Annotated in this window: 29 protein-coding genes; 13 read left to right on the top strand and 16 right to left on the bottom strand. The window is 41.9% G+C overall.

Features of this window, described 5'->3' with window-relative positions; genetic code table 11:
* The first annotated feature begins 79 nt into the window (after positions 1 to 79).
* Complete coding sequence (locus NSQ11_RS17015) at positions 80 to 976, top strand: M23 family metallopeptidase (RefSeq protein ID WP_241511568.1); 897 nt, start codon at positions 80 to 82, stop codon at positions 974 to 976.
* Positions 977 to 1,061: 85 nt separating this feature from the next.
* Here the strand turns inward: NSQ11_RS17015 and NSQ11_RS17010 are convergent, their stop codons facing one another.
* The 5 genes from NSQ11_RS17010 to NSQ11_RS16990 all read right to left on the bottom strand — a co-directional run bounded on the left by NSQ11_RS17010 (position 1,062) and on the right by NSQ11_RS16990 (position 5,145).
* Positions 1,062 to 1,409 carry a P-II family nitrogen regulator gene (locus tag NSQ11_RS17010; protein WP_007497589.1) on the bottom strand — a complete coding sequence of 116 codons (348 nt, stop codon included), beginning with the start codon at positions 1,407 to 1,409 and terminating at the stop codon, positions 1,062 to 1,064.
* 18 nt (positions 1,410 to 1,427) lie between these two features.
* Positions 1,428 to 2,636 (bottom strand): ammonium transporter, encoded by a 1,209-nt coding sequence (locus NSQ11_RS17005; protein WP_008343343.1) that lies wholly within the window; start codon positions 2,634 to 2,636, stop codon positions 1,428 to 1,430.
* A 193-nt stretch (positions 2,637 to 2,829) separates the two neighbouring features.
* On the bottom strand, positions 2,830 to 3,570 hold the full coding sequence (locus NSQ11_RS17000; protein ID WP_008343342.1) for an amino acid ABC transporter ATP-binding protein: 741 nt from the start codon (positions 3,568 to 3,570) through the stop codon (positions 2,830 to 2,832).
* A 10-nt stretch (positions 3,571 to 3,580) separates the two neighbouring features.
* Positions 3,581 to 4,258, bottom strand: coding sequence for an amino acid ABC transporter permease (locus NSQ11_RS16995; protein WP_007497584.1), 678 nt, complete (start codon positions 4,256 to 4,258; stop codon positions 3,581 to 3,583).
* 41 nt (positions 4,259 to 4,299) lie between these two features.
* Positions 4,300 to 5,145, bottom strand: a complete 846-nt coding sequence (locus NSQ11_RS16990; RefSeq protein WP_226650609.1) for a transporter substrate-binding domain-containing protein — start codon at positions 5,143 to 5,145, stop codon at positions 4,300 to 4,302.
* A 218-nt stretch (positions 5,146 to 5,363) separates the two neighbouring features.
* On the opposite strand from NSQ11_RS16990, the gene NSQ11_RS16985 reads away from it, so the two are divergent.
* On the top strand, positions 5,364 to 6,755 hold the full coding sequence (locus NSQ11_RS16985; RefSeq protein WP_025208120.1) for an MFS transporter: 1,392 nt from the start codon (positions 5,364 to 5,366) through the stop codon (positions 6,753 to 6,755).
* Between the two features lie 33 nt (positions 6,756 to 6,788).
* On the opposite strand, the gene NSQ11_RS16980 is transcribed toward NSQ11_RS16985, so the two are convergent.
* From NSQ11_RS16980 to NSQ11_RS16970, 3 genes are all read right to left on the bottom strand, one after another.
* Entirely contained in the window at positions 6,789 to 7,388 is a 600-nt protein-coding gene (locus NSQ11_RS16980) for an undecaprenyl-diphosphatase (RefSeq protein WP_008343330.1), read from the bottom strand.
* Between the two features lie 109 nt (positions 7,389 to 7,497).
* A complete protein-coding gene (locus NSQ11_RS16975) occupies positions 7,498 to 8,685 on the bottom strand; it encodes an MFS transporter (protein WP_024718734.1) in 1,188 nt (395 codons plus the stop codon).
* Positions 8,686 to 8,700: 15 nt separating this feature from the next.
* A complete protein-coding gene (locus tag NSQ11_RS16970) occupies positions 8,701 to 9,114 on the bottom strand; it encodes a MarR family transcriptional regulator (RefSeq protein WP_026050165.1) in 414 nt (137 codons plus the stop codon).
* Between the two features lie 347 nt (positions 9,115 to 9,461).
* On the opposite strand from NSQ11_RS16970, the gene spoIIID reads away from it, so the two are divergent.
* From spoIIID to NSQ11_RS16950, 4 genes are all read left to right on the top strand, one after another.
* Entirely contained in the window at positions 9,462 to 9,740 is a 279-nt protein-coding gene (spoIIID, locus tag NSQ11_RS16965; RefSeq protein WP_008343327.1) for a sporulation transcriptional regulator SpoIIID, read from the top strand.
* 185 nt (positions 9,741 to 9,925) lie between these two features.
* A complete protein-coding gene (gene mbl / locus NSQ11_RS16960; RefSeq protein WP_007497573.1) occupies positions 9,926 to 10,927 on the top strand; it encodes a cell shape-determining protein Mbl in 1,002 nt (333 codons plus the stop codon).
* Positions 10,928 to 11,061: 134 nt separating this feature from the next.
* Positions 11,062 to 11,901: a flagellar hook-basal body protein gene (locus tag NSQ11_RS16955; RefSeq protein WP_017360018.1), complete on the top strand. Its 840-nt coding sequence runs from the start codon at positions 11,062 to 11,064 to the stop codon at positions 11,899 to 11,901.
* 29 nt (positions 11,902 to 11,930) lie between these two features.
* A complete protein-coding gene (locus tag NSQ11_RS16950) occupies positions 11,931 to 12,749 on the top strand; it encodes a flagellar hook-basal body protein (protein ID WP_007497568.1) in 819 nt (272 codons plus the stop codon).
* Positions 12,750 to 12,763: 14 nt separating this feature from the next.
* On the opposite strand, the gene NSQ11_RS16945 is transcribed toward NSQ11_RS16950, so the two are convergent.
* Positions 12,764 to 13,819, bottom strand: coding sequence for a tetratricopeptide repeat protein (locus tag NSQ11_RS16945; protein WP_165379176.1), 1,056 nt, complete (start codon positions 13,817 to 13,819; stop codon positions 12,764 to 12,766).
* Positions 13,820 to 14,038: 219 nt separating this feature from the next.
* Between NSQ11_RS16945 and fabZ the strand changes: the two genes are divergently transcribed.
* Complete coding sequence (gene fabZ / locus NSQ11_RS16940; RefSeq protein WP_024718731.1) at positions 14,039 to 14,473, top strand: 3-hydroxyacyl-ACP dehydratase FabZ; 435 nt, start codon at positions 14,039 to 14,041, stop codon at positions 14,471 to 14,473.
* Positions 14,474 to 14,599: 126 nt separating this feature from the next.
* On the top strand, positions 14,600 to 14,995 hold the full coding sequence (gene mscL, locus NSQ11_RS16935; RefSeq protein WP_007497563.1) for a large conductance mechanosensitive channel protein MscL: 396 nt from the start codon (positions 14,600 to 14,602) through the stop codon (positions 14,993 to 14,995).
* Positions 14,996 to 15,022: 27 nt separating this feature from the next.
* Here mscL and NSQ11_RS16930 read toward each other — a convergent pair whose 3' ends face one another.
* Complete coding sequence (locus NSQ11_RS16930) at positions 15,023 to 15,433, bottom strand: YwpF-like family protein (protein WP_003215215.1); 411 nt, start codon at positions 15,431 to 15,433, stop codon at positions 15,023 to 15,025.
* Positions 15,434 to 15,550: 117 nt separating this feature from the next.
* Between NSQ11_RS16930 and NSQ11_RS16925 the strand changes: the two genes are divergently transcribed.
* From NSQ11_RS16925 to NSQ11_RS16915, 3 genes are all read left to right on the top strand, one after another.
* Positions 15,551 to 15,907, top strand: a complete 357-nt coding sequence (locus NSQ11_RS16925; RefSeq protein ID WP_008343305.1) for a hypothetical protein — start codon at positions 15,551 to 15,553, stop codon at positions 15,905 to 15,907.
* 391 nt (positions 15,908 to 16,298) lie between these two features.
* The gene (locus tag NSQ11_RS16920; protein WP_029575441.1) at positions 16,299 to 17,159 is read left to right on the top strand and encodes a Cof-type HAD-IIB family hydrolase; all 861 of its coding nucleotides are present in this window, start codon (positions 16,299 to 16,301) and stop codon (positions 17,157 to 17,159) included.
* 153 nt (positions 17,160 to 17,312) lie between these two features.
* On the top strand, positions 17,313 to 18,101 hold the full coding sequence (locus NSQ11_RS16915; RefSeq protein WP_019743575.1) for an STAS domain-containing protein: 789 nt from the start codon (positions 17,313 to 17,315) through the stop codon (positions 18,099 to 18,101).
* Positions 18,102 to 18,174: 73 nt separating this feature from the next.
* Here NSQ11_RS16915 and NSQ11_RS16910 read toward each other — a convergent pair whose 3' ends face one another.
* The gene (locus NSQ11_RS16910; RefSeq protein ID WP_017360014.1) at positions 18,175 to 20,952 is read right to left on the bottom strand and encodes a DEAD/DEAH box helicase; all 2,778 of its coding nucleotides are present in this window, start codon (positions 20,950 to 20,952) and stop codon (positions 18,175 to 18,177) included.
* The gene (locus tag NSQ11_RS16905; protein WP_008343292.1) at positions 20,939 to 22,546 is read right to left on the bottom strand and encodes an SWIM zinc finger family protein; all 1,608 of its coding nucleotides are present in this window, start codon (positions 22,544 to 22,546) and stop codon (positions 20,939 to 20,941) included. The genes NSQ11_RS16910 and NSQ11_RS16905 overlap by 14 nt, the downstream gene beginning before the upstream one ends.
* 186 nt (positions 22,547 to 22,732) lie before the next feature.
* On the opposite strand from NSQ11_RS16905, the gene NSQ11_RS16900 reads away from it, so the two are divergent.
* Positions 22,733 to 22,876 (top strand): hypothetical protein, encoded by a 144-nt coding sequence (locus NSQ11_RS16900; RefSeq protein ID WP_003214884.1) that lies wholly within the window; start codon positions 22,733 to 22,735, stop codon positions 22,874 to 22,876.
* Between the two features lie 114 nt (positions 22,877 to 22,990).
* Positions 22,991 to 24,310 (top strand): UDP-glucose/GDP-mannose dehydrogenase family protein, encoded by a 1,320-nt coding sequence (locus NSQ11_RS16895; RefSeq protein WP_165379175.1) that lies wholly within the window; start codon positions 22,991 to 22,993, stop codon positions 24,308 to 24,310.
* A gap of 40 nt (positions 24,311 to 24,350) precedes the next feature.
* On the opposite strand, the gene NSQ11_RS16890 is transcribed toward NSQ11_RS16895, so the two are convergent.
* The 4 genes from NSQ11_RS16890 to budA form a co-directional block, all read right to left on the bottom strand.
* Positions 24,351 to 24,884 carry a chromate transporter gene (locus NSQ11_RS16890; protein WP_007497548.1) on the bottom strand — a complete coding sequence of 178 codons (534 nt, stop codon included), beginning with the start codon at positions 24,882 to 24,884 and terminating at the stop codon, positions 24,351 to 24,353.
* Positions 24,884 to 25,444, bottom strand: a complete 561-nt coding sequence (locus tag NSQ11_RS16885; RefSeq protein WP_176544681.1) for a chromate transporter — start codon at positions 25,442 to 25,444, stop codon at positions 24,884 to 24,886. The genes NSQ11_RS16890 and NSQ11_RS16885 overlap by 1 nt, the downstream gene beginning before the upstream one ends.
* A gap of 37 nt (positions 25,445 to 25,481) precedes the next feature.
* Positions 25,482 to 25,958: an Lrp/AsnC family transcriptional regulator gene (locus NSQ11_RS16880; protein WP_017360010.1), complete on the bottom strand. Its 477-nt coding sequence runs from the start codon at positions 25,956 to 25,958 to the stop codon at positions 25,482 to 25,484.
* A gap of 153 nt (positions 25,959 to 26,111) precedes the next feature.
* A complete protein-coding gene (gene budA / locus NSQ11_RS16875; RefSeq protein ID WP_342501364.1) occupies positions 26,112 to 26,864 on the bottom strand; it encodes an acetolactate decarboxylase in 753 nt (250 codons plus the stop codon).
* Positions 26,865 to 26,904 lie beyond the last annotated feature (40 nt).

The following is a 26,904-nucleotide window of genomic DNA, read 5'->3' as shown; positions in this document are numbered from 1 at the left end:
GCGCAAAATAAAAAGAAAAATGATTTCGTGTGTATATATTTTTTGAAAAGTGTTCAGAATGTTGCTGAGGTGATGAAAAATGAGAGAGGAAGAAAAGAAACGTACTTCCAAAATCACAAAAGTTAAGCAATTTTTCCGTAAGCGCTGGGTATTCCCTGCTATTTACTTGGTCAGCGCAGCGGTCGTGTTAACAGCCGTTCTTTGGTATCAAGCTGTATCGAAAGATGTGAAAGACCAACTATCTGATGGAAATCAAACAGGACAAGAACAGCGTGATGATGCCGTTGAAGTCGGAAAGCCAATTGAAAATGTTGCTATGCCGGTCCAGAATTCTGAGAATGTTTCTGTCGTGAAAAAGTTCTATGAAGCAGATGCTGATCAAAAAGAAAAAGAAGCAGCACTTGTAAACTATAATAACACCTATACCTTAAGCAAAGGTATTGATCTTGCAGATAAAGATGGCAAAGTGTTTGATGTCACAGCTGCTCTTAGTGGAACAGTCGTTCAGGCGAAAAAAGATCCAGTTCTCGGTCACGTTGTTGAAATTGAACATGAAGATGGATTGTCTACTGTTTATCAATCGTTGTCTCAAGTGAGTGTAAAAGAAGGCGATGAAGTGAAACAGAATGATGTCATCGGTGCTTCTGGTAAGAATCTATATGGTGCTGAAAGCGGCAACCATGTTCACTTTGAAATTCGTATGGAAGGTTTAGCGCTTAATCCACTTAGCTTCATTGATAAGCCTGTTTCTTCCATTGAAAAAGCAGCGCAAGAAGTGACGGAAGAAGCAAAAGAACCTGCTCAGCCAAAAGCTGATGACAAAATGAAGGAACCTGCTGCTGACGATAAGGCAAAAGAGCCGACTGAAGAAAAATCTGAAGATAAGTCTGATGAGAAGGGGAAATCCTCTGATCAAGAAAAGTCTTCAGATTCCTCTAAAGACCGCAGTCAGTCAGAAGAAACAAAACAATCTTAATGTCATGTCAGATCCTCTGTGTAGATAAATGCACAGAGGTTTTTTTCTGTCTTTAAAAAACCTCCGCCATATGGCGGAGGGGATGCTATAAGGCGGCAGGTCCTTCTTCACCTGTCCGAATGTTGATTGTATTTTCTATCTCATATATAAAAATCTTCCCATCCCCTGGTTCGCCTGTACGAAGTACCTTTTGAGCCGTTTCCACGACCTGTTCAACAGGTACTTTGCTTAAGACGATTTCAATCTTTAACCGTTCGTACACATTGCTTTCCTTTTTGACGCCACGGTATAGTTCCGTATGTCCCTTTTGTAATCCGCAGCCGTGCACATTTGAAAAGGTAATCGAGGTGACACCAATCTTTCCAAGCTCCACCTTTAATGTTTCAAAATTAGCTGGACGTGTGACAATCTCCACTTTATACATTTTGCTCATAGAGACACCCCTTTTTCTTTAATCTTGATATGCTTTTTCGCCGTGCATCGTTAAATCAAGACCGACTGATTCTTCTTCTTCAGTTGCGCGAATCTTGAAGAAGATGTTGACGACTTTGATGATCACGTATGTGACAACTGCAACAAAGACGTATGTGGCCACGATGGCGACAACTTGTTTCCAAAGTAAGCTTGGATCGCCGTAAAATAAGCCGTTGGCTCCGCCATCATTGACAGATGTAGTGGCGAAAAGGCCTGTAGCAATGCCTCCCCAAGTACCGCCGATTCCGTGGAGACCGAATGCATCCAGTGCATCGTCATAGCCAAACTTGGCTTTGAGTGAATAGACGCCCCAGAAACAAACGATCCCGCCGATGATTCCGATGATAATCGAAGCGAATGGTGTGACAAAGCCTGCGGCAGGTGTAATCGCTACTAGGCCTGCAATGGCTCCAGAGATTGCACCTAGCATCGTTGGTTTTTTGTTGATCATCCATTCGACTAACAGCCAGCCGATGATTCCTGCAGCAGCTGCTGTATTGGTGTTAATAAAGGCATACATGGCGACACTATCTAATGTGAGGGCACTTCCTACGTTAAACCCAAACCAGCCAAACCAAATCACAGCTCCACCAAGAAGTGTGTAGATCAAGTTATGCGGAGAAGAACTTGCCGCTTCTTTTCGCTTCCCGAGAACAATGGCTACGACTAGACCAGCCACACCGGATGATATGTGGACGACGTTTCCACCGGCGAAGTCAAGTGCTCCCATTTCTCCAATCCAGCCGCCGCCCCATACCCAGTGTGCGACTGGAGCGTATACAAATGTGACCCAAAGGAGTGTAAACACGACCACCGCTGAGTAACGAATACGTTCAGCGAACGCACCAGAGATAATGGCTGTTGTGAGGACGGCAAAGGTCATTTGGAACATCATGAACAATGAATGTGGAATCGTGTCACTATATGAACCAGGTTCAAAGCCAACGCCTTTTAGTCCAACCCAGTCAAAGCCTCCGATCCATGCATTGCCTGGCGCAAAGGCCAGTGAATAGCCAAACACGATCCAGACGATAGAGACAATGGCTAGTGAGGTTAAGCTGTGCATTGTCGTACTTAACACGTTTTTACTTCTCACAAGTCCTCCGTAGAATAAGGCTAAACCCGGTGTCATTAACCACACGAGTAGTGCGCAGAAGAACATAAATACTGTATCACCCATTTGCATGCTGCATTCCCCCGAATCATTCAGAATTAATAGATTTCTTAATTCTTCATTATAGAGAGAAAAGTCATATATAACATATTCATGTAAGTTTATCTAACATGGTTTTTTGGTCATTATCAATATAAATGGATGAAAAGTTCGTAAAAAATGAGAATAAACGTGCATGAATCACGAAAAATAAAGGGCGTTTGACCTATAAAATCGAACTGAGAAACAATTTGGTTCGCTCCTCTTGAGGAGAATCAAATAATTCTGATGGGGTACCTTGTTCGACGATTCGTCCTTCATGCATATAAACAACTCGGTCAGCTACTTCTTTTGCGAAGCCCATTTCATGAGTGACGATGACCATTGTCATGCCTTCTTTGGCAAGACTTTTCATGGTTTGCAGCACTTCGCCTACAAGCTCTGGGTCCAGCGCAGAAGTAGGCTCGTCAAATAACATGACATCGGGCTTCATGGCGAGAGCTCGTGCGATGGCAACGCGCTGTTTTTGACCGCCTGATAGCTTTGAAGGGTACACTTTTGCTTTATCCGCTAGTCCGACTTTCTCTAATAAGACATTGGCTTCAGTTATCGCTTGTGCTTTCTTTGTTTTTTTCACCATAACCGGTGCTTCGATGATGTTTTCAAGCACGGTTTTGTGCGGGAAGAGATTAAAATGCTGAAACACCATGCCTATTTTCTGCCTCATTTCGTTTAATTGATCTCGTTTTGGATGAACGGGACTGCCATCAATGATGATCTGACCGTCATTTTTTATTTCTAAAAAATTCATACAACGGAGTAAGGTGCTTTTCCCAGAGCCGCTTGCACCAATTAAGACGACGACATCATTTTCATATACAGTGAGGTCGATATCTTTTAAGACATGCAGTTCTCCAAAGTATTTATTCAGTTTTTCAACACGAATGATCTCTTTTGATTCTGTCATGCTTCTCCTCCTAATGATCACTGACTGATAGTTTCTTCTCAACGGTTTGCACAGCGAATGTTAACAGCAGGACAAGAACTAAGTAATAGACAGCCACGACAAGTAAGTACGTCATGTTGTCAAAACTGTTGGAGCCTTGAGTGGTGGCTATGTTAAAGAGTTCATTGACGCTGATGAAGGCAGCAAGTGATGAATCTTTTAAGCCGATGATAAACTGATTGCCGAGAGGGGGAAGGGCACGCCGCATCGCTTGCGGGAGAATGATACGTCTCATGGTTAGAAATCGCCCCATGCCAAGAGAACGTCCTGCTTCTTTTTGACCTTGATCGATTGATTGAATCGCCCCTCTGAATATTTCTGCTATATAGGCACCGTTATGGAAGGCAAGCGCAATAGAGGCTGCCCAAAAGTCGGGTATATTTAATTCTGTAAGCCCAAAATACAGGATAAAAATCTGCACAATGAGTGGTGTCCCGCGTACAAGGAAGATATAGGCATTTGCAATATATCCGAAAACGGCCACGCGGGATATTTTTAGTAAGGCAAAGAAAAGCCCGATGAACATGCCGATGAAAATACTGATGACAGTGAGTTGTAAGGTGAGCAGCATTCCTTCTAAGAAAACGCCTCTAGAATCAATCAGCGTTTGAAAAAAATGTGATAAGGTAGGCAAAACAATCATCTCCATTTGAAGAAAGTGCGCCTAGAGAAAGGCGCACAATCGTGGTTTTAATCCTGTTTGACGGTAATATCTTCGTCAAAATACTTTTCGCTTATTTGTCTTAATGTTCCGTCTTTTTTGAGTGCATCAATCGCATCGTTGATTTCTTTTATGAGCTCTTTATTGTCTTTAGAGACAGCAATTGCTTGCTCACTTTGCCCGAGTCTTTCTTGTGCTTCAATTTTTAGTTTTTTCTTCATGGCTTCTGCACCTGTGGCAAAATCAGTGACGACCGCATCGTGTTTGCCATTGGCTAGTGCTTCTAAAGCGACAACATCACTGTCGTAATATTTCGGTTCCTGACCGCTATGTTCTTTGGCAATATCCGCATAAGACGAACCTTTAGAGACAGCGATTTCTTTGTTTTTTAAGTCATCTGCACTGTGAATGTCTGCGCCGGGTCTTGTGAAGATTTGCGGACCTGAGTAGTAATACGGTTGAGAAAAAAGGACGTGTTTTTTTCGTTCCTCGTTGATGGTATGACTTGCAATGGCGGCATCAAATTTACCTGCTTTGACGCCTTCGACGATGCCTGCGAATTTATATTTTTTCTGTACAGGCTCTAGGCCCATCTTGTCGCTAATCGCATTGCCGACATCAATATCAAAGCCGGACATCTGATTTCCATCCATGTAACTGAATGGGTGGAATTCACCTGATGCTGCAAAAATAAATTTCCCATCCTCCAAAATCGGCGACCCTTTCGCTGTAGAATTACGTTTATCTCCGTTCCCATTTGTTTCATTTGAACCGCACGAAGACAGAAGTAATACTGCAACCGAGAAAAGGGCTGGGACCCAAAACCGTCTTTTTTTAATAATAAGCTTCTCCTCCTTTTCAGCCGTTCTCCGTATAAGGAGAAAGTAGGCTTTTCAATATGTGTAGAATCTTACCATTTGTTCCTCATATTCTCAATTTTATATGCGCTTTTCCAACACTTGCCCTTTTTAAAATGTATGTCTTGCTTTTCGGAGAGAGAACTTGAATTGATCAGGGTAAAAAAGGGAAATGAATCTCATAATAACGAGGAGATAGACAAAGAACGTGTATGTCAAAAGAAGGGGGCGGGTGTATGATCAAATGGAAAAACAACCGAAAAGTCTTTTTAACGGCGATTGCTTTTGGCACGATGTTAAATCCACTGAATTCGTCAATGATTTCTTTAGCCTTGCATCAAATTCAGCATGAGTTCGGTTTGTCGTTTACGACGGTATCTTGGCTCATTTCAACCTTTTATTTGGCCAGCGCGGTCACGCAGCCGGTGAGTGGACGAATTGGAGATCATGTGATGAGCCGAAGAACTTTATTTTTATTTGGACTAGTTCTAGTGGCAGTCTCAGCCATTTGTGCGCCGTTTGCCCCGACTTTTGCGGTGCTGATTGTAATCCGGCTTCTTCAGGCGATTGGAAGTAGTGCGATCTATCCTTCAGGTGTTGGACTGATTCGGGATCATGTGAAGGAACGACAAGCTTCTGCTTTAGCGGTATTGTCTATTTTTGCTTCAGCGATGACAGCACTTGGTCCGACACTTGGCGGGTTTTTGATGACGATCGGCAGCTGGCCGGCGATCTTTTTAGTGAATCTGCCATTCATATTGATCAGTTTTTTTCTAGGCCTTTCCTTATTTCCTAAGGAGAAGAAGAAGAAATTGCGTATAGGAGACACTGTCCGAAAGCTTGATTTGCCAGGGATGTTGCTATTTACAGTTTGTATTGTCCTTTTGCTTTCTTTTTTATTATCACTTTCTGATGGTATTCAGTATGTACAGGGCATTCTCTGTCTTGTGAGTGCGGGTGCTTTTATATGGTGGGAGCATCAGGTGGATGAGCCATTTATCCAAATTCGGATGTTCAGGCAGGAGAAACGGCTTTCACTTGTGTATGTGCAATTTATCATTTTAAATATTTTCTTCTATTGTCTCTTTTTTGGCTTGCCAAGTTATTTTCAGGATGAATTGGGCTGGCGTGTGGAGATGACGGGTCTCTTTATGCTTTGCATGTCTGGCGTGAGCATTATGGTATCGACGCTGACTGGCAAGTGGGTAGATCGCGGCGATGAACGGCATCCTGTTTTGGCAAGTGCTGTGCTCATGCTGGCCGGCGCTTCCGCCATGACTTTCTTTTTTATTCCTGCGCCATTCTGGGGGAAAGGACTGGTTCTTGCTTTGCTTGGACTCAGTTACGGGATTGGAAATGTTGCGCTTCAAGCTGCGATGTTAAAAGCGAGCCCTCAACAAATGATTGGCACGACCTCTGGGCTTTTTCAAACATGCAGGTACCTTGGTTCCATTCTGTCATCTGCCGTGCTTGGCATGCTGTTTGGTGAGGAAATTGCAGGTTCTCATTTTGACCAATTAGGCTGGACATTGATCATGATTTCTCTTGTCGGCATTAGCGTCAGCCTTTATTTTTCGAGTATGGTCAGAGGAAAACAAACAATGAAAAAAGCGGCTGGGATAAAGTAGAAGAGAGGTCTTCCATACTTTATCGCAAGCCGCTTAAGAGTTGGACAGGTCTGATCCTTGGTCCTTTTGCTTCCTTCTGAAAATTTTGCCCACAATGTTCTCGTAAAATGTCACGATACGGTCAATTGGAGAGTCAAAGAACTTCCATAATTTATTCATGATAAAGACAACCACAATCGATACGATCAAGCTGCCTAATACATCAAATGGATAATGATGACCGACCCAGATGCGGGAGAACCCTGTCAGTAATCCAAAAACCAGCAAAATATTGCCGAGTTTTTTATTACGGGATCGAATGGCTAGTGAAAGAGCCAGTGCACCTGTTGTATGGTCACTTGGGAAGGAAGCGTCTGCTGAGTGCGGGATGAGTGTGTCGACTTTGTGCGCCACAAACGGCCGCTCTTCATAATAAAACAGCGTAATGGCAAAATTGACGATGAGTGCCACGATGCCTGTTACACCAGAAAAGAAGACATGCTTCTTAAATTTGTGATTACCTAAAAACCAACAAATCAATAAGACGAGGGCATATACGAGAATGGCCTTTTTCGTAATGAAAATCATGGCCTGATCTAAAAACTCAGAATGATGAGCCATCCCGTGTATGACTTTAAACAATTCGTAATTCAAAACATCACCTATACTTTCGCTTAACGCCAACTATTTTTCAAAAGACCTATCTGTTCATTTGAAATATCCTATATTTTAGCATGTTTTCAGTGAAGTTTAAAACAGTATCCTATTCTGATAGGGAAACCTTTTGTGCTTTTGCTTCTTGCGGTTTTCGTTCGCTCCAATAAAAAACGCCCATGCTGAGTAACACGACAACGCCAGCAATGAGATATACATTTGAAAAATCTGTGAAGCTGACAAGCAGTCCGAAGACAAAGGATCCAGCGGCAATCCCCGTATCATACAAGGTAAAGAAAGTTGCTGTGGCGTAGCCTGTACGGTGTGCTGGTGAGTGCTGTATCGCAAGTGTTTGTAGACATGGCACCAAAGAGCCGTAGCCAAGGCCGATGACAGCGCCGGATAAAAGAAGCATGGTGGCTGTTTGTGTAGCGGTCAGCATCCATAAACCAATCGCAAAGAGAGCAATAGATGGATAGATCACAATATGAGGCCCGACTCGGTCAAACAGTCTGCCTGTAAATGGACGTGATCCAAGCATTGCAGCTGCAAAAACGATGAAGAAATAACTGCTTGCACCCATCAGGTGAAGTGAATTGGCATAGACTGAAATAAATGAAATGATCGGCGAGTAACAGAAGGAGATAATGATTCCAACTGCTGCCGTTTTTAAAGCGCCTTTTTCAAACAGGTGAGAAAAAGTGAATCGAAAGATGACACTTCCGCCGTTTTCAGGCTCTGGCTGTCTAATCAGCATCGTGAAAGCTGCGCCGATGGAGACGATGATGGAAAAGAGCAGAAATAAAGAATGGAATCCTACTTTTCCGACTTGATTCAGTGCGATAAACGGACCGATGACCACGGCGAGGTTCATCGACATCACAAAGTATCCAAGACCCTCTCCTCGTTTATGTTTCGGAATCATATCAGCTGCAATAGCACTTGCTACGGTTGTCAAAATGCTGAAGAAGATTCCTTGCACGAAACGCAACATGAGAAGTGTTTGGAATTGATCAATTGGAATGTATAAATAAGTGAGCAGGGCAAAAGCCGTTGAAGAAAAAATCGCCATGCGTTTCTTGCCGAATTTCTCAATAATGGCCCCTGAAAATGGTCTTGTGACAATTGCTGATAATAAGAAGACCGTCACAAGGAGGCCGCCCTGTGATTCTGTTCCATTTAATTCATCCATTGTGTATATGGGGAGTAGTGTCAAAAGGGCATAAAAAGAGGTGAATGTAAATAAATTCACCAGGACAATCATGATAAAGTCTTTTGTCCAAATGCGTTCGTTCATGGTGTAAGTCACTTCCTATTCAGTTGATAATTTGTGTAAAAGTGTATGGAGGAGTTGTTTTTCTTCGTAGGTAAAATCTGAAAGACATTCTTCTTCAAATTGTTCCATCGTCTGTTTGATTTTTTTAAACTTTGCTTTTGCATCGTCTGTCATGACGATGAGATTCTCACGTTTGTCTTTTCCTTGGACTCGTTTCACCCAGCCGTTTGCTTCTAGACGCGTCACGGTTCTGGTAATCGTCGGTGCTTCGACGTTCAAATAGGTCCAAATGTCTTTTTGCGTTTTAGGACCGAATGTATCCAAACAAAAAAGTACAGTCCACTGGGACATGTACAAGTCATAAGCAGCAAGCGCTTCGTTCGCTTTTTTAGACAGCAGCCGCGCGCTTTGATGTATTTGATGTAAACACTCTCTGTTTAACGTATCCATAGGCTCACCTTTATTCATTATTTATCTAGGTAAATAAAATCACCTTTCCTATTTTACGTGTTACACCGATGCTTGTAAAGTGAAAATTTTCGGCACTCGAAATGATTTTTTGTTTTGTCTTTTCTGATAAATCCCTTGTCCCATCTTCATTTTTAGCATATTCCCTATGCAATGCTAATACACTGTTACAAACCTGACAAAGAGAGTGTTTGAGGTGAGGGATCGTGTTTGGCATTTGCTACCTAATGGATGAGAAATTAAGACGAACAAGCGCCGCTGAAAATGGATAATATTGATACGGATCTCATTTCACACTTCTCACATCCATTTTAGGGAGGTCGAGTGGTGTGCACGATTACATCAAAGAGCGAACAATCAAGATAGGAAAGTATATCGTGGAGACAAAGAAAACCGTTCGTGTAATTGCGAAAGAATTTGGAGTCTCTAAAAGTACTGTACACAAGGATCTAACAGAAAGACTGCCAGAAATTAATCCAGATCTGGCTAACGAAGTGAAGGAGATACTGGATTATCATAAATCAATCCGTCACCTGCGAGGGGGAGAAGCCACAAAGTTAAAGTATAAAAAAGAAGAAATTTTAGAAGGTGAGCCTGTAAAACAGTAAGCTTTAGTTCTTTGTTCATAAACATGATATATATATCTTCCTCTTATCGGTAGTTTCTAACCACAAATTTTGTAAAGACTTTTGTAAAGAAATATCTTTTTTTCTTCAAATTATGATAGAATATATAATTAGGGCAGAATGTGGTATTTGCTATGGAAACAGATTTTCAAGGAGGATATATATAGATGTTTGCTAGGGATATTGGAATTGATCTTGGTACTGCAAATGTACTGATTCATGTCAAAGGAAAAGGAATTGTGTTAAATGAACCATCTGTTGTCGCTCTTGATAAAAACAGCGGGAAAGTATTAGCTGTTGGAGAAGAAGCGAGACGTATGGTTGGACGTACGCCTGGGAATATTGTTGCGATTCGTCCATTAAAAGATGGCGTAATTGCTGATTTTGAAGTAACTGAAGCGATGCTCAAGCATTTTATTAACAAATTGAATGTGAAAGGGCTGTTCTCTAAGCCGCGTATGCTCATCTGCTGCCCGACAAACATTACATCTGTTGAGCAGAAGGCAATCAAAGAAGCTGCTGAAAAAAGCGGCGGGAAGCATGTATTTCTTGAAGAAGAGCCAAAAGTAGCAGCAATTGGTGCTGGTATGGATATTTTTCAGCCAAGTGGAAACATGGTCGTAGATATTGGAGGCGGAACGACAGATATCGCTGTCATCTCGATGGGTGACATTGTAACCGCCTCTTCTATTAAAATGGCTGGAGACAAATTTGATCTGGAAATTCTCAACTACATCAAAAAAGAGTACAAGCTGTTGATCGGTGAGCGAACTGCAGAGGACATTAAGATCCAAGTTGCAACGGTATTCCCAGACGCACGTCACGAAGAGATCTCGATTCGTGGACGAGACATGGTGACAGGATTACCAAGAACGATTACCGTCACAAGCAAAGAAGTAGAAGAAGCATTACGTGAATCTGTATCTGCCATTGTTCAGGCTGCGAAACAAGTTCTTGAAAGAACACCACCTGAATTATCAGCTGATATCATTGACCGCGGCGTCATCATTACTGGTGGCGGAGCGCTTCTAAACGGGCTTGATCAATTGCTTGCAGAAGAGCTGAAAGTACCAGTTTTCGTTGCAGAAAACCCAATGGATTGTGTAGCAGTTGGTACTGGCGTGATGCTTGATAATATGGACAAGCTGCCAAAGCGTAAACTCAGCTAATGATTTCCCTCATTCTTTTTAGAAAGAATGGGGGATTTTTATTAAAGAAGCCTGCCAATATGCCGATATATTTCATAGAAGATTGTGTACTGATGATTTTAGGTCATGTGAAAGAATTTGAATGAGGTGAGCACGTGTTAAAAGGACTATACACCGCAACATCTGCCATGATCGCTCAAGAGCGGCGGACAGAAATGCTTTCAAATAATATCGCAAATGCGAATACTCCAGGCTATAAAGCAGATGAAGGGGCCATGCGCGCATTTCCAGAAATGCTGCTAAGCCGAATGGAATCAGGACGTTTCCAAACATCTTCAGGCAAAGGCTTTAGTATCCCGCAGCAAACGGCGATTGGCGGAATTAATACGGGAACATACATGCAGGAGTTAATTCCTCAATTTACACAAGGAACATTAAAAACAACGGATCAAACAACGGATATCGCATTAGTAGAAAATAATGTACCCATCAACCCAGAGACAAATCAAAAGTCAGCGCTTTTTTATGCTGTGAATACACCAGAAGGCGTTCGTTATACGAAAAGCAGTTCCATTACATTGAATGATCAAAATCAGTTGACGATCAATGGACGTGCCCTTCTTTCCGTGACGGGCCAGCCGATTACCGTTCAAAGTGAGAATTTCAAAGTGAACGCAGATGGAACCGTGAGTGAAAACGGACAAAACCTTGGACAAATTGATGTACGTGTTGCAATGGATACAAGAAACCTTGCGCGTGAAGGAAATGATTTATACCGTACAGCTGATAATCAGCCTCTTCCAAGTGCGGTCAATAACGGTCAAATGTCCTATACATTAAGCCAAGGTGTATCAGAGCTGTCGAACGTTGATGTGACGAAATCATATACAGAAATGACAACAGCCTACCGCGCATTTGAAACAAACCAAAAAGTGGTTCAGGCATATGATAAGAGTTTAGAAAAAGCAGTGAACGAAATCGGAAGAGTGTATTAATGAAGAAATGAAGAGAGAGGAGGATTCTCATGCTTAGAACGATGATCAATGCAGCTGTGTCGATGAACGAGGTGCAAAAGCAGCTTGATATCATTAGTAATAACATCGCAAACAGTGAAACAACAGGGTATCGCGCGAAAAACACCCGTTTTTCAGAGCTGGTCAGACAACAGTTTAATCAGGTAGATGAAAAAAATGAGCAGGTGGCAAACAGTCGTCTGACACCTGCTGGTTTAAGGCTTGGAACTGGAACGATGGTCAATGCATCCATTAACTCATTGCAAGGGTCTATTAAAGAAACAGGCCGTGACCTTGATGTTGCATTTGGTGCGCCATCTCAGTATTTGCAGGTCAATGCTGGCGGTAACATCCGGTATACAAGAGATGGCTCTCTTTATTTACAGCCAGGAAATAATCGGAATCAAGTCCAGCTGGTGACAAGCGAAGGCCATCCGATTCTTGACGAAAACGGGAATGAGATTGTCTTAAATGCGAATTTCCGTGATATTTCTATCGATAAAAATGGCCGGCTTACAGCTATCTCTCGAGGCAATCAACCGAATCAGCAGGTGAACCTTGGGGTTGTTCAAGTGAATAATTCTTCAGCACTCATCTCTGAAGGAGAAAATTTGTTCTCAGTCGACGGCAACTATCAAGGCGCTTTAACGGCACTGAATGGGGCAAACCGTCAGGCCATTCAACTTCAGCAAGGTGCACTTGAAACGTCGAATGTGGACATGTCTAAAGAATTAACAGACCTCATGACAACACAGCGTTCGTATCAGATGAACTCAAGAACCATTACGATGGGCGATCAGATGCTAGGACTCATTAATACCATTCGATAATGAGCAGGCGGATGTCAGCCTCTCATGATAAAAAAGGCGGCTCGCTCAAAGTCGCCCTTTTTTTTATAAAAATCTGAGACATCTGCAAGCAGATCTTCAAGATCAATCCAGGCTTCTTTTCGTTCAAGACATGTGACGAGTGTAGCAATCTGTTCATCTGCCTTGGGCGTTTGGCTGTAGAGAAGGAATAAAATTTGGAACTTGATTCTTAATAGATCAAATTGGGCATCAACGGCTTCTTTTAGTCCTTTTTGAATATACTTCATTCCTTCATCAGTTAAATTCTCTTTAAAGCAGGAACGCACAGTTTCATAGAGACACGATACATAGGAGTGGGCAGATTTCCGGTATGCTGGGAGCCGAAGCGCTTTTTTAAAGTATTCTAGTGCTTCCTTATGACGATTCTGTCTCGACTTGATAAAACCAGCGTCATAATACACGATACCAAGCAGTTCTTGGTCATCAATCATTTTCACGTATTCGATAATTTCAATAAAAATAGATTCTGCTTCTTCATATTTTTTTTGATCACTAAAGTTAAGTGCGAGCACAATTTTGCACCGATAAATGCTGTGGATATCCCCGTGCTTTGCAAAGATATCCATGGCTTTTTCAACATGTCGAATGGATAACAGTGAATAGCGGTTGTTATAATAAACACCACTTGTACGGAAATGAAACTCCGCTTCCTCTAGCTCATCGTCTAGCAGGGGCAGTTTTTCTTCTGCTTTTTCAAGATAATGAATGGCATCATTTTGATCGCTCTTTAAAGATTCGTATAAACCGAGAAAAAAGTAAAAATAATATTGCAGTTGATCATTCATTTGATCTTTGTGGAGCATGAGTTCATGCTTCAGTTTTTCTAAGTCTTCTGTTTGATTCATCCAGAGCTGGTGCCGAAAAAGTATAAGCTGATAATGTAAATGAAGCTCCTGTTTCTTTGATAATCTACGTTTATATTTGGTTAAGGACGTTTTGATCTCTTCAGCCTTCGAAAAATGTCGATGTTTTAGCATTGTATACCACGAATGGAGAAGTTTTTTAATGGATTTATCGCTTATAAAATTCATTTTTACCCTCTTATTCAATCAATGATGTAATATATATTACCATATTTGTGAAAAAACGATGAGTGTAGAGTGGATTATATTTCATGACAATAGGTAATGATAGATTCTATTTTTTACCATAAATGTTGGCTGGACGTTGAAAAATGATTGCATTCATAATATACTTCAATAGGAATCAAATGAAGATCAGCGATATAGAAAAGAAGGAGAGATCAAGATATGCTTGATGCTCAGCAAATTCAAGACATTATTCCACACCGTTATCCATTTTTATTGGTTGACCGTATTTTAGAAGTTGATGGTGAGAAAAGAGCGGTTGGAATCAAAAATGTGACAGTAAATGAAGAATTTTTTAATGGCCATTTCCCAGGATACCCCGTCATGCCGGGTGTGCTTATTGTAGAAGCGCTTGCTCAAGTTTTTGGGGTCATCATGTTAGGTAAAGAAGAGAACAAAGGGAAAATTGGTTTGTTTGCAGGGATTGACAGCTGCCGATTCAAAAGACAGGTCAAGCCAGGCGATCAGCTACGTTTAGAGGTTGAAATCACACGTCTTCGCGGTCCAGTTGCCAAAGGAAAAGCAGTTGCAACAGTAGATGGCGAAGTGGCATGTGAAGCAGAACTGACATTTTCTATCGGTCCGAAAGTATCGTAATGTGTCTGACGGTTCATCTTGTATGAACCGTTTTTTATATGGAAACATTCATCCAGATCGGATGAGGACTTGCTTTTTTGACAAAAAAACGTCATATTAGACAAAAAAAGATGAAGGTGATAAACAATGCTGAAAGAATTTAGAGAGTTTGCCGTCAAGGGGAATGTGATTGACCTGGCTGTCGGTGTCATCATCGGGGGAGCATTTGGCAAAATTGTCACTTCTCTTGTGAATGATTTAATTATGCCGCTTGTTGGTATTATTGTCGGGGGGCATGATTTTAGTGGATTGTCTATTAAAATCGGTTCTGCTCAAATTTTGTATGGAAGTTTCATTCAAACAGTGGTCGATTTCTTGATTATCTCCTTTTCCATTTTTATCTTTATTCGTTATTTAAATAAATTAAAACGGAAAAAGGTAGAGGAAGAAGAAGTGGTTGAAACGCCAGATCAAACGGAAGTGTTGTTAACCGAAATTAGAGATCTTTTGAAAAATCAAAGCCAATCGAAAGATGTGCAATAGAAAAAGAGCGGCTCATCCCGCTCTTTTTTATGTGTTCTGTTTAAAAGCATCCAGCAGTTTTTCTCCTGATAGCCCCTCTTTGACGAGGTCTTTTAATACTTCTTCGGTTTCTGTTCTGTAACGATTTGTGATCATTTTACCGTCGAGTAATACAGATATGTTTTCTTCTAAGGCAACGATGTTTTTGACTTGGACCGATAGATGAACAGGGCGGTTGTTTTCTTTTGTAATCGTCACGAGAATCTTTACTTCTGTATGCTGCTGGAAGAGCACCTCAAACACTTGTCTATGCTTCTTTGGAATCAGTGCCTCGATCATCCAGTGATTTTCGCCATCTTCTTTATTAATGATTAAGCCGTCACGAAGGGGAATGCTGGACATTTTATCTTGCTTTGGATCAAGTTCGATTTTTAAATCAATCAGCCTAAAGGTTTTCATATTTATCACCTCACAAGCGTTCATTATTCGTAAGTATCATTATAGCATACAACATCTGTATAAATGAAACCGCTGCCTACTCAGAACTAGCTGCATATAAGTGAAAGGAGATGTTTTATGGAGTCCTATCAACTTCGAAACATACATATTGGTGAGGAAAAGGAAAGCAATGTGAGGGTCTATACATGGGGAGATATTCTCTCATTTTGTGATGTGTATATGGAAGAAGGGGAGTCCCTCACTTTTCAATACGTGACAGACGATCAAATGGACTGTTTTGAATTTCAGTTGTCAATTCATGATGGAAGGCTTTGTTTTTATTGGTTTGCGTGGGACGGGTCTGACTATATTCACATGCCTTCTAGTAATTGGATTCATTCAGATGTTTTTTATCAATTTATGAAAAATAAGTATTTCGTCAAACAAAATAAGATGATGTTTTATACGCAAGCGGTAAAAAGTAAAAATGATTGAGAAAATAAAGAATTTGAAGAACGATTTTGTCATTTTCGTTTTTTGTCTCTTGTGCTATTTCTCAGTAGACTAGGGTTAGCTGAAAGGAAAGGAGGCAAAAGGCAAAGGTCTAGCATCTCGCGGCCCCCCTCTAGCTATAGCTGATAGACTTTGCCTTGTACACATATTCACTGCGTAATAGTAGAACCAAGGTTTATTTGTATCAGTCATGTGTCCCCTGTGAATCCCCTTATGCGTATCCGGTCATGTAGCGTGACCGGGTACTCTTATATTCATTGATAAGCCGATCATCCCTTGCAAATAGTGGATACTCATTTCATAATGATGATGGATTTGATAAACGGAAGGTCAACTGAAAATGAAGGCAAAAAAGGAGAGACCGATGACAAACATTCAATTAATCGCAACGGATTTAGACGGAACTTTATTGAACAGTGAGCACAAAGTGAGTCAGGAAAACGAGCAGGCGTTAAAGGAAGCAGCAGCGAGTGGGATTGAGGTTGTCGTTTCAACAGGCAGAGCGTATTTTGATGTGAAATCTATTTTTGATCAGCTTGGGATGAATACGTGGGTCATTAGTGCAAATGGAGCTGTGATTCATGATCCAGAAGGTCAAGTATATCATTCGGCTGTTCTAGAAGAAGAAAAAGCAAAACACATCTTATCATGGCTTGAAGAGCGTGATTATTACTATGAAGTGTTTACGAATGAAGCCATTTACACACCAAACCGCGGCAGGGAGCTTCTGGCGATAGAAATGGACCGCTTAAAGAGTGCAAATCCAGAAACGGATCAGCGTGTTCTTGAGCAAGCGGCTGAAGTTCAATACAGCCAGTCAGGTTTTGCTTATATTGATACATATCAAGAATTGTTTCGTGAGGATCAGAATCTTTCGTTTTATAACATCTTAGGTTTCTCATTTTTTCAAGACAGATTGAAAGCCGGATGGGAGGCGTTTGGACATGATTCTGAATTAACATTGGTTAGTTCGGCTGATCATAACTTTGAAATTGGAGCAAAGGAAGCGTCGAAAGGGCAGGCGTTAACCAGGCTGGCAGAAAAGCTCGGTATTCCATTAAGCCGAACAGCGGCTGTAGGAGACAGTTTAAATGATGAATCGATGATTCGGGCAGCTGGGGTTGGAATTGCAATGGGGAATGCGAGAAAGGATATAAAAGAATTAGCTGATCACGTCACGTTAACAAATGATGAACATGGTGTGGCACATATGATTCAACATCTTTTGAAATAATTGAATCGCATGTATTTGTATAAATGACATAGGGTGAAGCGCATTCTACAAAAGAGGAATTCAGAACTACTTCTATTTACACCTGCTATGGAACATCATATAATTTAATTATGAATATAACCCGCTTGTAAGGAAGTTAAGGAGAGTAAACGAATGGCGCTGGAATCTTATAAGTCCGACAATCTGCATTTAATCAAGGAAGCCTTAGACTATACTCAGGTTGGCCTGACGGTGACGGACCCGTCTTTACCTGATAATCCTTTAATATATGTGAACAAGGGCTTTTTAGATATGACAGGCTATCAAGAAACCGAAGTATTAGGAAAGAACTGTCGTTTCCTTCAAGGAGATGAAACTGAACAGATTGCTCTCAAACAAATTAGGACAGCCATTGAAAACAAAGAGGCTGTCACTGTTCAGTTGAAAAACTATAAAAAATCTGGTCAAATGTTTTGGAACGAGTTAAGTGTGGCGCCTCTATGGATTGATGAAAATGAAGGGAAACGCCTTTATTTCGTTGGTCTGCAAAAGGATGTTACGAAAGAGAAGGAACAGCAAGAGCTTCTTGAGCAATCCATTGATGAAGTATTGAATATTTCTGTCCCGATTGTTCCGGTGAAGGATGGTATTTCTGTCCTGCCCATCATAGGTACGTTAACAGCGCCAAGATTTGATAAAATCATCTCAACGGTTTCCACTTATATCTCTCAATCCAAAGACGATTACTTCATTGTGGATCTGTCTGGTTTATTAGAGGTGGATTCATTTGTGGCGGATGCGATCTTTAAGCTAAATGATTTGATTTTAATGACTGGCACAGAACTGATCGTGACAGGTATTAAACCAAATCTTGCGATGAAAATGGGAGAAATGAGAGAGGACTTCCGTGAGTTGAACACGTATATGAATGTGAAATCTGCATTGAAAAAGCTGCAAATTTAAGCATTCCTTTAGATGAGATTAAAAAAAGAGGACTTTTCATCACGCCCTGAGAAAAGTCCTCTTTTTGCTGTCATTAAGATGATTGAGCGGCTGCACTTAACGTGAATAAATCTTCTAGTTCGTTCGTTGACAGCTCTGTAATCCAGCTTTCACTTTGGATAATTTGATCATTTAACGTTTGTTTTGTTTCGAGCATTTGATCAATTTTTTCCTCTATCGTGCCGGTTGTGATCATCTTATGGACGTGAACAAACCGCTTTTGCCCGATGCGGTAAGCACGGTCTGTTGCTTGGTTTTCTACAGCAGGATTCCACCATCTATCGTAGTGAATGACATGATTGGCGGCGGTTAAGTTTAGTCCGGTTCCTCCTGCTTTTAAAGAAAGAATTAAGATGTTGAACTCTTTTTTCTGGAAGCGTTCCACCATTTTGTCCCGATCATGTTTTGATAAGCTCCCATTTAAAAATTGAACTGGTTCTCCAAACATCTTTTCAGCCAGCTGTTTGATCATGTTGCCCATTTCAATATACTGCGTAAAAATGAGACAGCTTTCTCCTTGTTCGTGTATGGCTTTTAACAGCTCTGCTAATTTATCCATTTTTAATGAACGTTTCAACAATTTCACATCTGTCCCGCTCTCTTTTAAATAAAGAGCAGGATGATCGCAAATTTGTTTGAGTCTGCCAAGCATACTTAAAATGATGGCTTTCCGCTGCATCCCTGTTAATGAGGCCATATGTTCGAATGTATCTTTGACCAGCTGTTCATATAAAGATGCCTGCTCTGCAGATAACGGGATGAATTCTTTTTCTTCTAGTTTCTCTGGCAGATTGAGTGCGACTTCTTCATCTTGTTTTGTTCGTCTTAATAAGAATGGCTTGATCAGCTGCTGCAGCTGTTGGATTCTTTTTTCTTCACGGTCTTTTTCAATCGGAAGGACGAACTTTTTATGAAAACTGGTCAGGCTGCCGAGATATCCTTTGTTCACGAAGTCGAAAATAGACCAAAGCTCTGTCAAGCGGTTCTCCATCGGTGTCCCGCTGAGGGCAATGTGGTGCTGTCCTTTTAATTGCCTAATGGCTCTCGATTGTTTCGTATGGGCATTTTTAATGTTCTGGGCTTCGTCTAAGCAAATGGTATTCCATTTGGCTGCTGTTAATTCATCACGGTCAGAATGTGAGAGACCATACGAAGTGAGGACGATATCTGTTGATTCGTACGCTTTTGTAAAGTTCTCACCTTGTGGACGTGACGGTCCATAATGCAGAGCGACATTCAAATGTGGTGCGAATGTTTCAAGCTCTCTTTGCCAGTTCCCTAATACGGAAGTCGGTGCAATGATGAGAGATGGAGCAGCGTCTTGTTGATGCTCCTTCAAATAGGTGAAATAAGCGATCATTTGAATCGTTTTTCCAAGCCCCATATCATCTGCTAAACAAGCCCCGAATCCATGAGACCTTAAGAACAGAAGCCAGTTGACACCGTGTTGCTGATACGGGCGCAGTGTGCCCTTAAAGGACTCACTCATCTCATAGGATGGCAGTTCTTGTGTATCATTTAACTGATGAACAAGCCCTCGTAATTGAGACGAAAGTTCAAATTGAATATGGGCAAAGGCTGAACTGTCTAGCAGCTCAGGAATCGACTCAGAAGAGGCTTCTTGGTCTGCGAGTTCACGTGATAAAATATCCGACATATGAAGTCCTTCGTTCTCAGCGCGCTCCATCCATTTCTTCATTTGCTGGATAAAGGTCGGATCAATTTTAATCCATTGTCCACGAATATTGACAAGACGACGTTTACTTTGAACAAGCTCGTTGAACTCATCTTCTGTCAGCTCAATCCCATTTGTGGCAAAGCGCCAATTAAAGTCCATAAGGGCATCCATTCCAACGTGCGATTCGCCTCGTGGTGTGGAGGAAATCCGTGCTTTTAGCATCATGGTGCTTTCTTTGACGATTTGCCACCATGATGGAAGCAGGATCTCAATCCCCATGTTCACAAGTGTTTCACTCGCTTCAGATAGGAAGAGCCACGCTTCTTCTTCTGACATGAGGGTGGTACCAGATGTAAATGAGAGCCAAGGGACAATCTGACCGAACCGCTCTAGCTCTCTGGTGATTTTTTCTTGAAACGGACGCCATGATTTTTTTAAAGAACGGATGCCTTCAAAGAAATGCAGATCACTGTTTTTCTTATCACGCAAAAACAATTCAATTTTCCAATCATCTCCGTCGAAATCAGGCTCATTTAAACGCAAGCCGACAGTGAAAGGCGTCTCATCATCAATCCAGCCGATCGTTTCCAAGAAATCCTGTTCATCTAAAAAATGACCTTGGAAGGAGGAAAGAGCAGGCGATTGTGCAGTCATTCGGTTCCATTTGTGCTGCAAGGCATCATCATATTGAATGTAATCCTGTACGGCAAAGGAGAACCAATCAGCTGTGTAGCCATCTAACAGGCCTTCTTTGTCTTTAAAGCGAAGCATGCCTTTTGTCCAAGCCTCGAAATCTGGGACAAAATCTTCATCCTCGATGAATTCGTAAATGGTTGAGGCTGTTTTCATAAGCGGCTCTGTTTCATCCGTTAACGTCACATGGCTGAAAGTATTAAATGAATTTTTCCCTAACAATTCAACGGTCATCCAAGGACTTAACAGGAAGGCAGGTGTGCCAATAAAGCTCACATCTTCTAAGAATGTTCCGTAAAAAGATGATTCGTGCCATTGGAAAAGCTGCCTCTTCATTTCATTTAGCGGTACAGGCTGTCCGTCCTCTGCTTGCGCTGAAATGGTGAAAGAGAAATCTTCGGTTTGTTCTGCATGAATGACAATTTGTTTATGGCGTGTCATCAATTAATTTTCCTTTCTTCATTTCCTCTTGGAACGCACGCAGCCGTTTTGTTGAATCTTGCAGCTGCTGTACATATCTTTCCCACACCGCGTTTTTCTTCGTTTTATGATAAAGCGTACGCAGTTTCTTGAGCATTTTCACAGATTCCCGGTAAGCACTTCGATTCTTTTGATCGAGAAGCAGTGAGATTTCCCGGTGGTATGAAGGAATGAGTGCTTCAGGCTCTTCCTTTGCAATCTGTTTTATTAATTCTTTCTCCAACTCACTGATAGAGAAACCAACGAGGCTGTGTATTTCAATCCATTCTGCATAGCGTTCTTGTGCATATAAGAGCTGACTATATTCAGTAAATGCATAAGGCATACAGATTTGGAGATAGCGTTCATACAAGAAATGATCTTTCGTCTGTTTAAAGTACGCGTCTAAATAAAAGAAGAAATCGCTGACGGCTCCACGCAGTTCTCTATAAGATAGGTCAAGCTGGCAATATTCTTCTAATACATATGTGATCTCTTGATACCAAAGTTTGAGACGCTTCCAGTCCTTGCGGTTTGTGAGATCCTTTAGCCAATTGAGCACATTCGGCAGCATATCTGCATTGAGCAATTTTAATTGCTGGAAGAGTCTTTCGTCTTCTTTTAGCAAATAATCCATATGCATCAGCCCAATGGTGCGCTCAACCGTTTGCTCCTGCTGTTGGGCGCTCTTGAGTAGTTCTGTTTCTTTTTTGACCCATTTCCCTCTATTTAATATAGTTCCCCACATTTCCATAAAGACCGCAACTCGTTCATGCTGGAAAGGTCCGCTGATTTGAAGAAGTGTCCGAACGGCAGTTGGTGTGTTTTCAAGAAACGGATCGAGGGAAAAGGAAAGGGCGTATGTCCTCAAATGATCCACTGAATCAAAAATGGTGTTCATGAGCTGTTCTACATATGGATTCATCGAATAAAAGTCTTTTTCGGCATCAAGACGGCCGAGATCGATTAGCTCATGGAGCCTTAACCACACATCGATGGACGTATGAATCGCATACAAACTCTTGAATTCAGGTGAAGTGGGTGCGTGTTTTTTCAGGATCGATAAATAGCCGTAATACAAATGCTGTGGTGTTTGCTGGTGCTTCGGTGTCCGTTTCAGCCAGAGGTGAAATTCCTCCTGGAAAAAATTCAGCCAGCTCTGAAGTGATTGTTCATCTGGGCGCTTCACTTGGAAGTGCTGGCGAATGAGTTCTTTGCTGCGCTGTAATTCATCCTTCTCTGACCAATTTTCTGTAAAGCCGGTCACACTCTCTACTTGAGCGTATAGCGAAAAGAAGACAGCGAGGATGTGTTTACATAGTCCATCAGCTGGACATGAGCAGCTGCTTCTCACTGGAAACAGCACATGAAGGTGAACTCTTGCTGCCACGACATCATGTACATAAGCTGACCATTCGGTATCAGACTCTTGCTTGAGCCGATATACGCTGTCCTGTCTATAAGTAATCAATGCTTTTTTGATGAGTTGCTTGTTTTCATCTGTTGCAGGAAGAAGTTCTTTGATCTGTTCGGCTGTTTGTTTGATTTCTTCTTCGTTGATGTTGTGCTGAAGCATTTGACCCGCTCCTAACCAAGTAAAAGATTCCAATTCTTTTATTATAGCTCAATGATGATTTATAAAAAAGTTTTTCATGAAAATGGTCATAAATTTCAAAAGCTGTCGAATGATGTATTAGAGTATTGCATAAACCAACCATACAGCATATAATAATGAAATTAGTGGAATCGAAAGGATACAGACATGGATAATAAGGGTTTAAATCAAGAAGAGTTTTTAAAGATTTTGATGTACGCTCATGATATTGGTGAAAATTCCAATGATGTCACAACAAAAGAAATGCTTGAAAATCTGATTGCTCATATTCGAAATGGCCTTGTTTCATAAAAGTAGCCCCCTGCTCTCTCAGCAGGGGGTTTTTGTATGCTTTTATGAATGGAACGAAAATTCCCGGCATACGATGACATTACAAGCATAAGGAGTATGGGGAGCTGATGTGTCATGAAGGTTGCGATTGCAGGCTGTGGGTATGTAGGGCTTGTCACAGGGGTGTGTTTAGCAGAGGCGGGACATGATGTGACATGTATGGATATTGACCGGCGGAAGGTCATGCAGCTGAAGCAAGGGAATCCTCCGATGTACGAGCCGGGATTAAAAGAACTGCTCAAACGGAATATGGAGCAAGGACGCATTCGTTTTCATATTAATGGAGCGTCAGCCTATTCGCAGGCTGACGTGTTAATGATTGCTGTCGGTACCCCGCAGCAGGCAGACGGTCAAGCTGATTTGCAGTATGTCTTTCAAGCGGCAAAGGAGATGGGCTTACAAGCAAAGCCAGGCGCAGTGCTTGTCGTGAAAAGTACAGTGCCTGTCGGAACGGGCGATCAAATTGATCATTTGATTCATCACGTGTTAGGTCGTAAGGAGCCATTATCTATCGCATCGAATCCAGAATTTTTACGAGAAGGCTCTGCCATCTCAGATACGTTGCGAGCGGATCGGCTGGTGATTGGAGCCGAAACAAAGAACGGATTAGATCAGCTAGAGTCTATGTATGCGGATTTCCACATTCCATTCGTGAGAACAGATCGGAAAAGCGCAGAGATGATCAAATACGCATCAAATGCATTTCTTGCCACAAAAATCAGCTTCATGAATGAAATTGCTTCGATTTGTGGAAAAACAGGAGCTGATGTTGAGAGAGTTGCAGAAGGGATGGGACTCGATCAGCGGATTGGTGCTTCGTTTCTTAGGGCAGGCATTGGTTACGGAGGTTCCTGTTTTCCGAAGGATACAAATGCCCTTGTCCAAATTGCAGGGCATGTGTCCCATGATTTTGAGCTATTGAAGGCTGTCATCAAAGTCAACAATGAGCAGCGAGCAAGTTTTATTCGAAGTGTGAAGGAGCGGATGGGAGAAAACTTGGAAGGGAAGAGAATGGCTCTCCTTGGCCTTTCCTTTAAGCCGAATACAGATGACATAAGAGAGGCGCCGTCAATCCCGATCGCTCATCAGCTCCATCAATTAGGAGCGGAGATCGTAGCCTATGATCCTGCTGCCGCTCGCAATGCAGCTCAAGAACTGCCTGATCAAGTCCTTTTTGCTCAAACGATTGAAGAGGCGATCAAGGATGCTGATGCTGTCTGTATATTAACTGAGTGGGCGGATATTCAGTCATTTCCACTTTCAGCTTATAAAGATTTCATGAGGCAGCCGATCATTTTTGATGGCCGGAATTGTCATACGCTTGAAGCGGCAGAAGTAGCTGGGGTCGAGTATCATTCTATTGGGCGTAGGCCTGTCTCTCCTATTTATATGTAAATGAAAAAACCGATAACAGTGAGATTATCGGTTTTTTTCGTTAATGAGGAAGAATGAATCCGCCATATAAAAATGCAGCCACAATCAGAAAGGCAGGGTGCAATTTGAATTTGGTCATAAAGAAAAATGAAATGGCAGCAATGGCAAGTGATTGTGTCCAGCCAATGGCTTTCACGGCATCTCCGCCAATTTCCCATGTTAATAAAAGCATCATCATGGCAATGACAGGCTGTACAGATAGGGTCATGCCTTTGACGACAGAAGATTGGCGAAAACGATCAATGAGTTTTAGCAGTAAGATCAATCCGATCGCAGACGGCAGTACCGTCGCAAGCAGTGCAACGATAAAGCCTGGCCATCCCATGACATCATAGCCTACATAAGCCGCAATTTTCGTAGCGATTGGACCTGGAAGTGCGTTGGCTAATGCGAGCATATTGGAGAACCCTTCGTTCGTCATCCAATGAAAATGATTGACGATTTCTTCATAATTGAGTGGAATGGAGGCAGGTCCTCCGCCATACCCTAACAGATTGGATAAGAAGAATGCCCAGAATAAAAAGAGAATTAGCATCACGAAGACACTCCTTTCTCTTTATTTGTTCGAGTCCAGCGATCTTTCAGTTTGAAATGAAAGGCACCATAACATAAAAAGATGATGACAATGATTCCTGGGTGAATCGAGAGTACTTGAAGACCGACAAATGCCAAAAGGAATAGGGCGATTCCGAGGATCATGCCGAAGCCCTTCAACGCTTTTTGTCCAAATTCATATGCCATCATTCCTAACAGAACGGCAATCACTGGTGTCACAGCACCGATCATATTTTGAATGATGACTGAAGAGCTTAAGACGCTGACAAGTGTAACAAGTGCCACCATAGCGAGACATGTCGGTAAAATATGTGAAGCTGTTGCAACAATGGCGCCAGATACACCTTTTAATCGATAGCCGAGGTATGCCGACATTTTCGTAGCAATCGGTCCGGGTAATGCGTTGGCGATGGCGAGTGTTTCTCCAAACTCGTCATCATTGATCCATTTGTATTTGACGACCGCTTCATGGCGAATGAGTGGGATCACGGAAGGTCCTCCGCCAAATCCCAGAATACCGGTTCGCACCATGGCGATCATGAGTTCAAGATATGATTGCAAGTGGTTCAACTCCTATCTACAATTTCATGCCCATTCGGCTTTTGTATCGTTTAATGAGCATTTGACAGTCAACACTGACGACGCCTTCAAGTGGGTACAGCTTCTTTGTCAGGAACGTCTCCATTTCCTGTTCATTTTGAAAAATGCCATGCATATGCAGCTTGCTTGGTCCTGTCATATGATAAAGGCTTGTGACGGCTGTTTCCTGCTCAAGCTGAAGGGCGACTGTTTCTAAACATTTCGGCTCAACCTCTACGTTAAAAAAGACAGAGACATGAATGCCGATCTTTGCTGGATTAATGACAGCGGTGAATCGTTCAATGACACCTGCTTCAATGAGCTGCTGAATACGGGCTTGTACAGCAACACGGGAAAGGCCGACTTGTTTCCCTAGATCTGTATAGGACATACGCCCGTCCTCGTGTAATAAGGAAAGAATTTGTTTATCTCTTTCATCTAATGTTAAGTTTGGAATGCGATATTCATGTGCCACCGTATAACCACCTTTCTTCTGTTGATATTCTATCATATTTTATTACGAATAGAATGTTTGATTTTTAATTGAGTAACGAAATGAAATAATAAAAGAAGATAACATATCTTTTTGCATGAAAAAACACCCCAGTATCACCGGGGTGTGTTCATTTTATTTTTCTGGGCTGCTTTCCGCACTGGCAATTTGTTGTGCAAGGTCAGCACGATCAATGTCTGCTTGGAAGAACTCCTGCGTATTTGGAAGGTGTAAATTCATGTGACGTTTTTGGGAAATTCGAATGGTCACTTGATCCACAGTGTAATCAAATACATGCCCGCCTACGCTGCGATCATCATCAATAAAGTGGAGATGATATCCGCTTACCGCAATGCCATGTGCGTACTGTGGTGTACGGAAGCCTGCGATCGTCCCGCGAATATTTTCAAAATCGAAAATAGGCTGTGACTTGACTGCTTCCACCATCGGAACGTAAGGTTTTTCCTGTTTTTCAACCGTACGGGTTTGAACCTTTTTGAATGACCCATCGATGCGGATCGCATAAAAGACATTCTTGCTCGGTAAGATTCGGTCGATTTCTTCCTCTAGCTCTTTGGACGTCATCGGTGCATCAATTCGATGAACGATGTCCGTTTCAAAAAATGCTAGAGAGCAGAATGGTGAATAATCTTGATCGGTTACTGGTGTGGCTGTTCCATCAGAGCGCAGTCGATAAAAAGCGCCATCAAAGCCGATTAGTTCCCCATCTAATTGATTGAATGTGCCAATGCCAAAATCACCATGCTCGGGAATATGTGATAGGGAGAAATCTCCATCGTATACGGCTTCCAGCAAGGAGGTCATGGTTGATACTTGATAGACCTCTTGCTTTTTGTCCTGCGATATTGTGTTGTTTTGTTGATTCATTGGGTGCATCATACCCATATCCGCTCACTCCTTTAACGTA

Source organism: Bacillus sp. FSL W7-1582, assembly GCF_038593325.1.
Taxonomy (GTDB): Bacteria; Bacillota; Bacilli; order Bacillales; family Bacillaceae; genus Bacillus; species Bacillus altitudinis.
Note: the sequence above shows the minus strand (reverse complement) of the source record. Positions and strands in the feature narration are given on the sequence as shown.

What these genes read in the sequence shown, in the direction of transcription:
- NSQ11_RS17015 (WP_241511568.1), top strand. Translation starts at nt 80, where the DNA reads ATGAGAGAGGAAGAAAAGAAACGTACTTCCAAAATCACAAAAGTTAAG.
- NSQ11_RS17010 (WP_007497589.1), bottom strand. Translation starts at nt 1,409, where the DNA reads ATGAGCAAAATGTATAAAGTGGAGATTGTCACACGTCCAGCTAATTTT.
- NSQ11_RS17005 (WP_008343343.1), bottom strand. Translation starts at nt 2,636, where the DNA reads ATGCAAATGGGTGATACAGTATTTATGTTCTTCTGCGCACTACTCGTG.
- NSQ11_RS17000 (WP_008343342.1), bottom strand. Translation starts at nt 3,570, where the DNA reads ATGACAGAATCAAAAGAGATCATTCGTGTTGAAAAACTGAATAAATAC.
- NSQ11_RS16995 (WP_007497584.1), bottom strand. Translation starts at nt 4,258, where the DNA reads ATGGAGATGATTGTTTTGCCTACCTTATCACATTTTTTTCAAACGCTG.
- NSQ11_RS16985 (WP_025208120.1), top strand. Translation starts at nt 5,364, where the DNA reads ATGATCAAATGGAAAAACAACCGAAAAGTCTTTTTAACGGCGATTGCT.
- NSQ11_RS16975 (WP_024718734.1), bottom strand. Translation starts at nt 8,685, where the DNA reads ATGAACGAACGCATTTGGACAAAAGACTTTATCATGATTGTCCTGGTG.
- NSQ11_RS16970 (WP_026050165.1), bottom strand. Translation starts at nt 9,114, where the DNA reads ATGGATACGTTAAACAGAGAGTGTTTACATCAAATACATCAAAGCGCG.
- mbl (WP_007497573.1), top strand. Translation starts at nt 9,926, where the DNA reads ATGTTTGCTAGGGATATTGGAATTGATCTTGGTACTGCAAATGTACTG.
- NSQ11_RS16950 (WP_007497568.1), top strand. Translation starts at nt 11,931, where the DNA reads ATGCTTAGAACGATGATCAATGCAGCTGTGTCGATGAACGAGGTGCAA.
- NSQ11_RS16945 (WP_165379176.1), bottom strand. Translation starts at nt 13,819, where the DNA reads ATGAATTTTATAAGCGATAAATCCATTAAAAAACTTCTCCATTCGTGG.
- fabZ (WP_024718731.1), top strand. Translation starts at nt 14,039, where the DNA reads ATGCTTGATGCTCAGCAAATTCAAGACATTATTCCACACCGTTATCCA.
- mscL (WP_007497563.1), top strand. Translation starts at nt 14,600, where the DNA reads ATGCTGAAAGAATTTAGAGAGTTTGCCGTCAAGGGGAATGTGATTGAC.
- NSQ11_RS16930 (WP_003215215.1), bottom strand. Translation starts at nt 15,433, where the DNA reads ATGAAAACCTTTAGGCTGATTGATTTAAAAATCGAACTTGATCCAAAG.
- NSQ11_RS16925 (WP_008343305.1), top strand. Translation starts at nt 15,551, where the DNA reads ATGGAGTCCTATCAACTTCGAAACATACATATTGGTGAGGAAAAGGAA.
- NSQ11_RS16915 (WP_019743575.1), top strand. Translation starts at nt 17,313, where the DNA reads ATGGCGCTGGAATCTTATAAGTCCGACAATCTGCATTTAATCAAGGAA.
- NSQ11_RS16910 (WP_017360014.1), bottom strand. Translation starts at nt 20,952, where the DNA reads ATGACACGCCATAAACAAATTGTCATTCATGCAGAACAAACCGAAGAT.
- NSQ11_RS16905 (WP_008343292.1), bottom strand. Translation starts at nt 22,546, where the DNA reads ATGCTTCAGCACAACATCAACGAAGAAGAAATCAAACAAACAGCCGAA.
- NSQ11_RS16900 (WP_003214884.1), top strand. Translation starts at nt 22,733, where the DNA reads ATGGATAATAAGGGTTTAAATCAAGAAGAGTTTTTAAAGATTTTGATG.
- NSQ11_RS16895 (WP_165379175.1), top strand. Translation starts at nt 22,991, where the DNA reads ATGAAGGTTGCGATTGCAGGCTGTGGGTATGTAGGGCTTGTCACAGGG.
- NSQ11_RS16890 (WP_007497548.1), bottom strand. Translation starts at nt 24,884, where the DNA reads ATGCTAATTCTCTTTTTATTCTGGGCATTCTTCTTATCCAATCTGTTA.
- NSQ11_RS16885 (WP_176544681.1), bottom strand. Translation starts at nt 25,444, where the DNA reads ATGATCGCCATGGTGCGAACCGGTATTCTGGGATTTGGCGGAGGACCT.
- budA (WP_342501364.1), bottom strand. Translation starts at nt 26,864, where the DNA reads ATGAATCAACAAAACAACACAATATCGCAGGACAAAAAGCAAGAGGTC.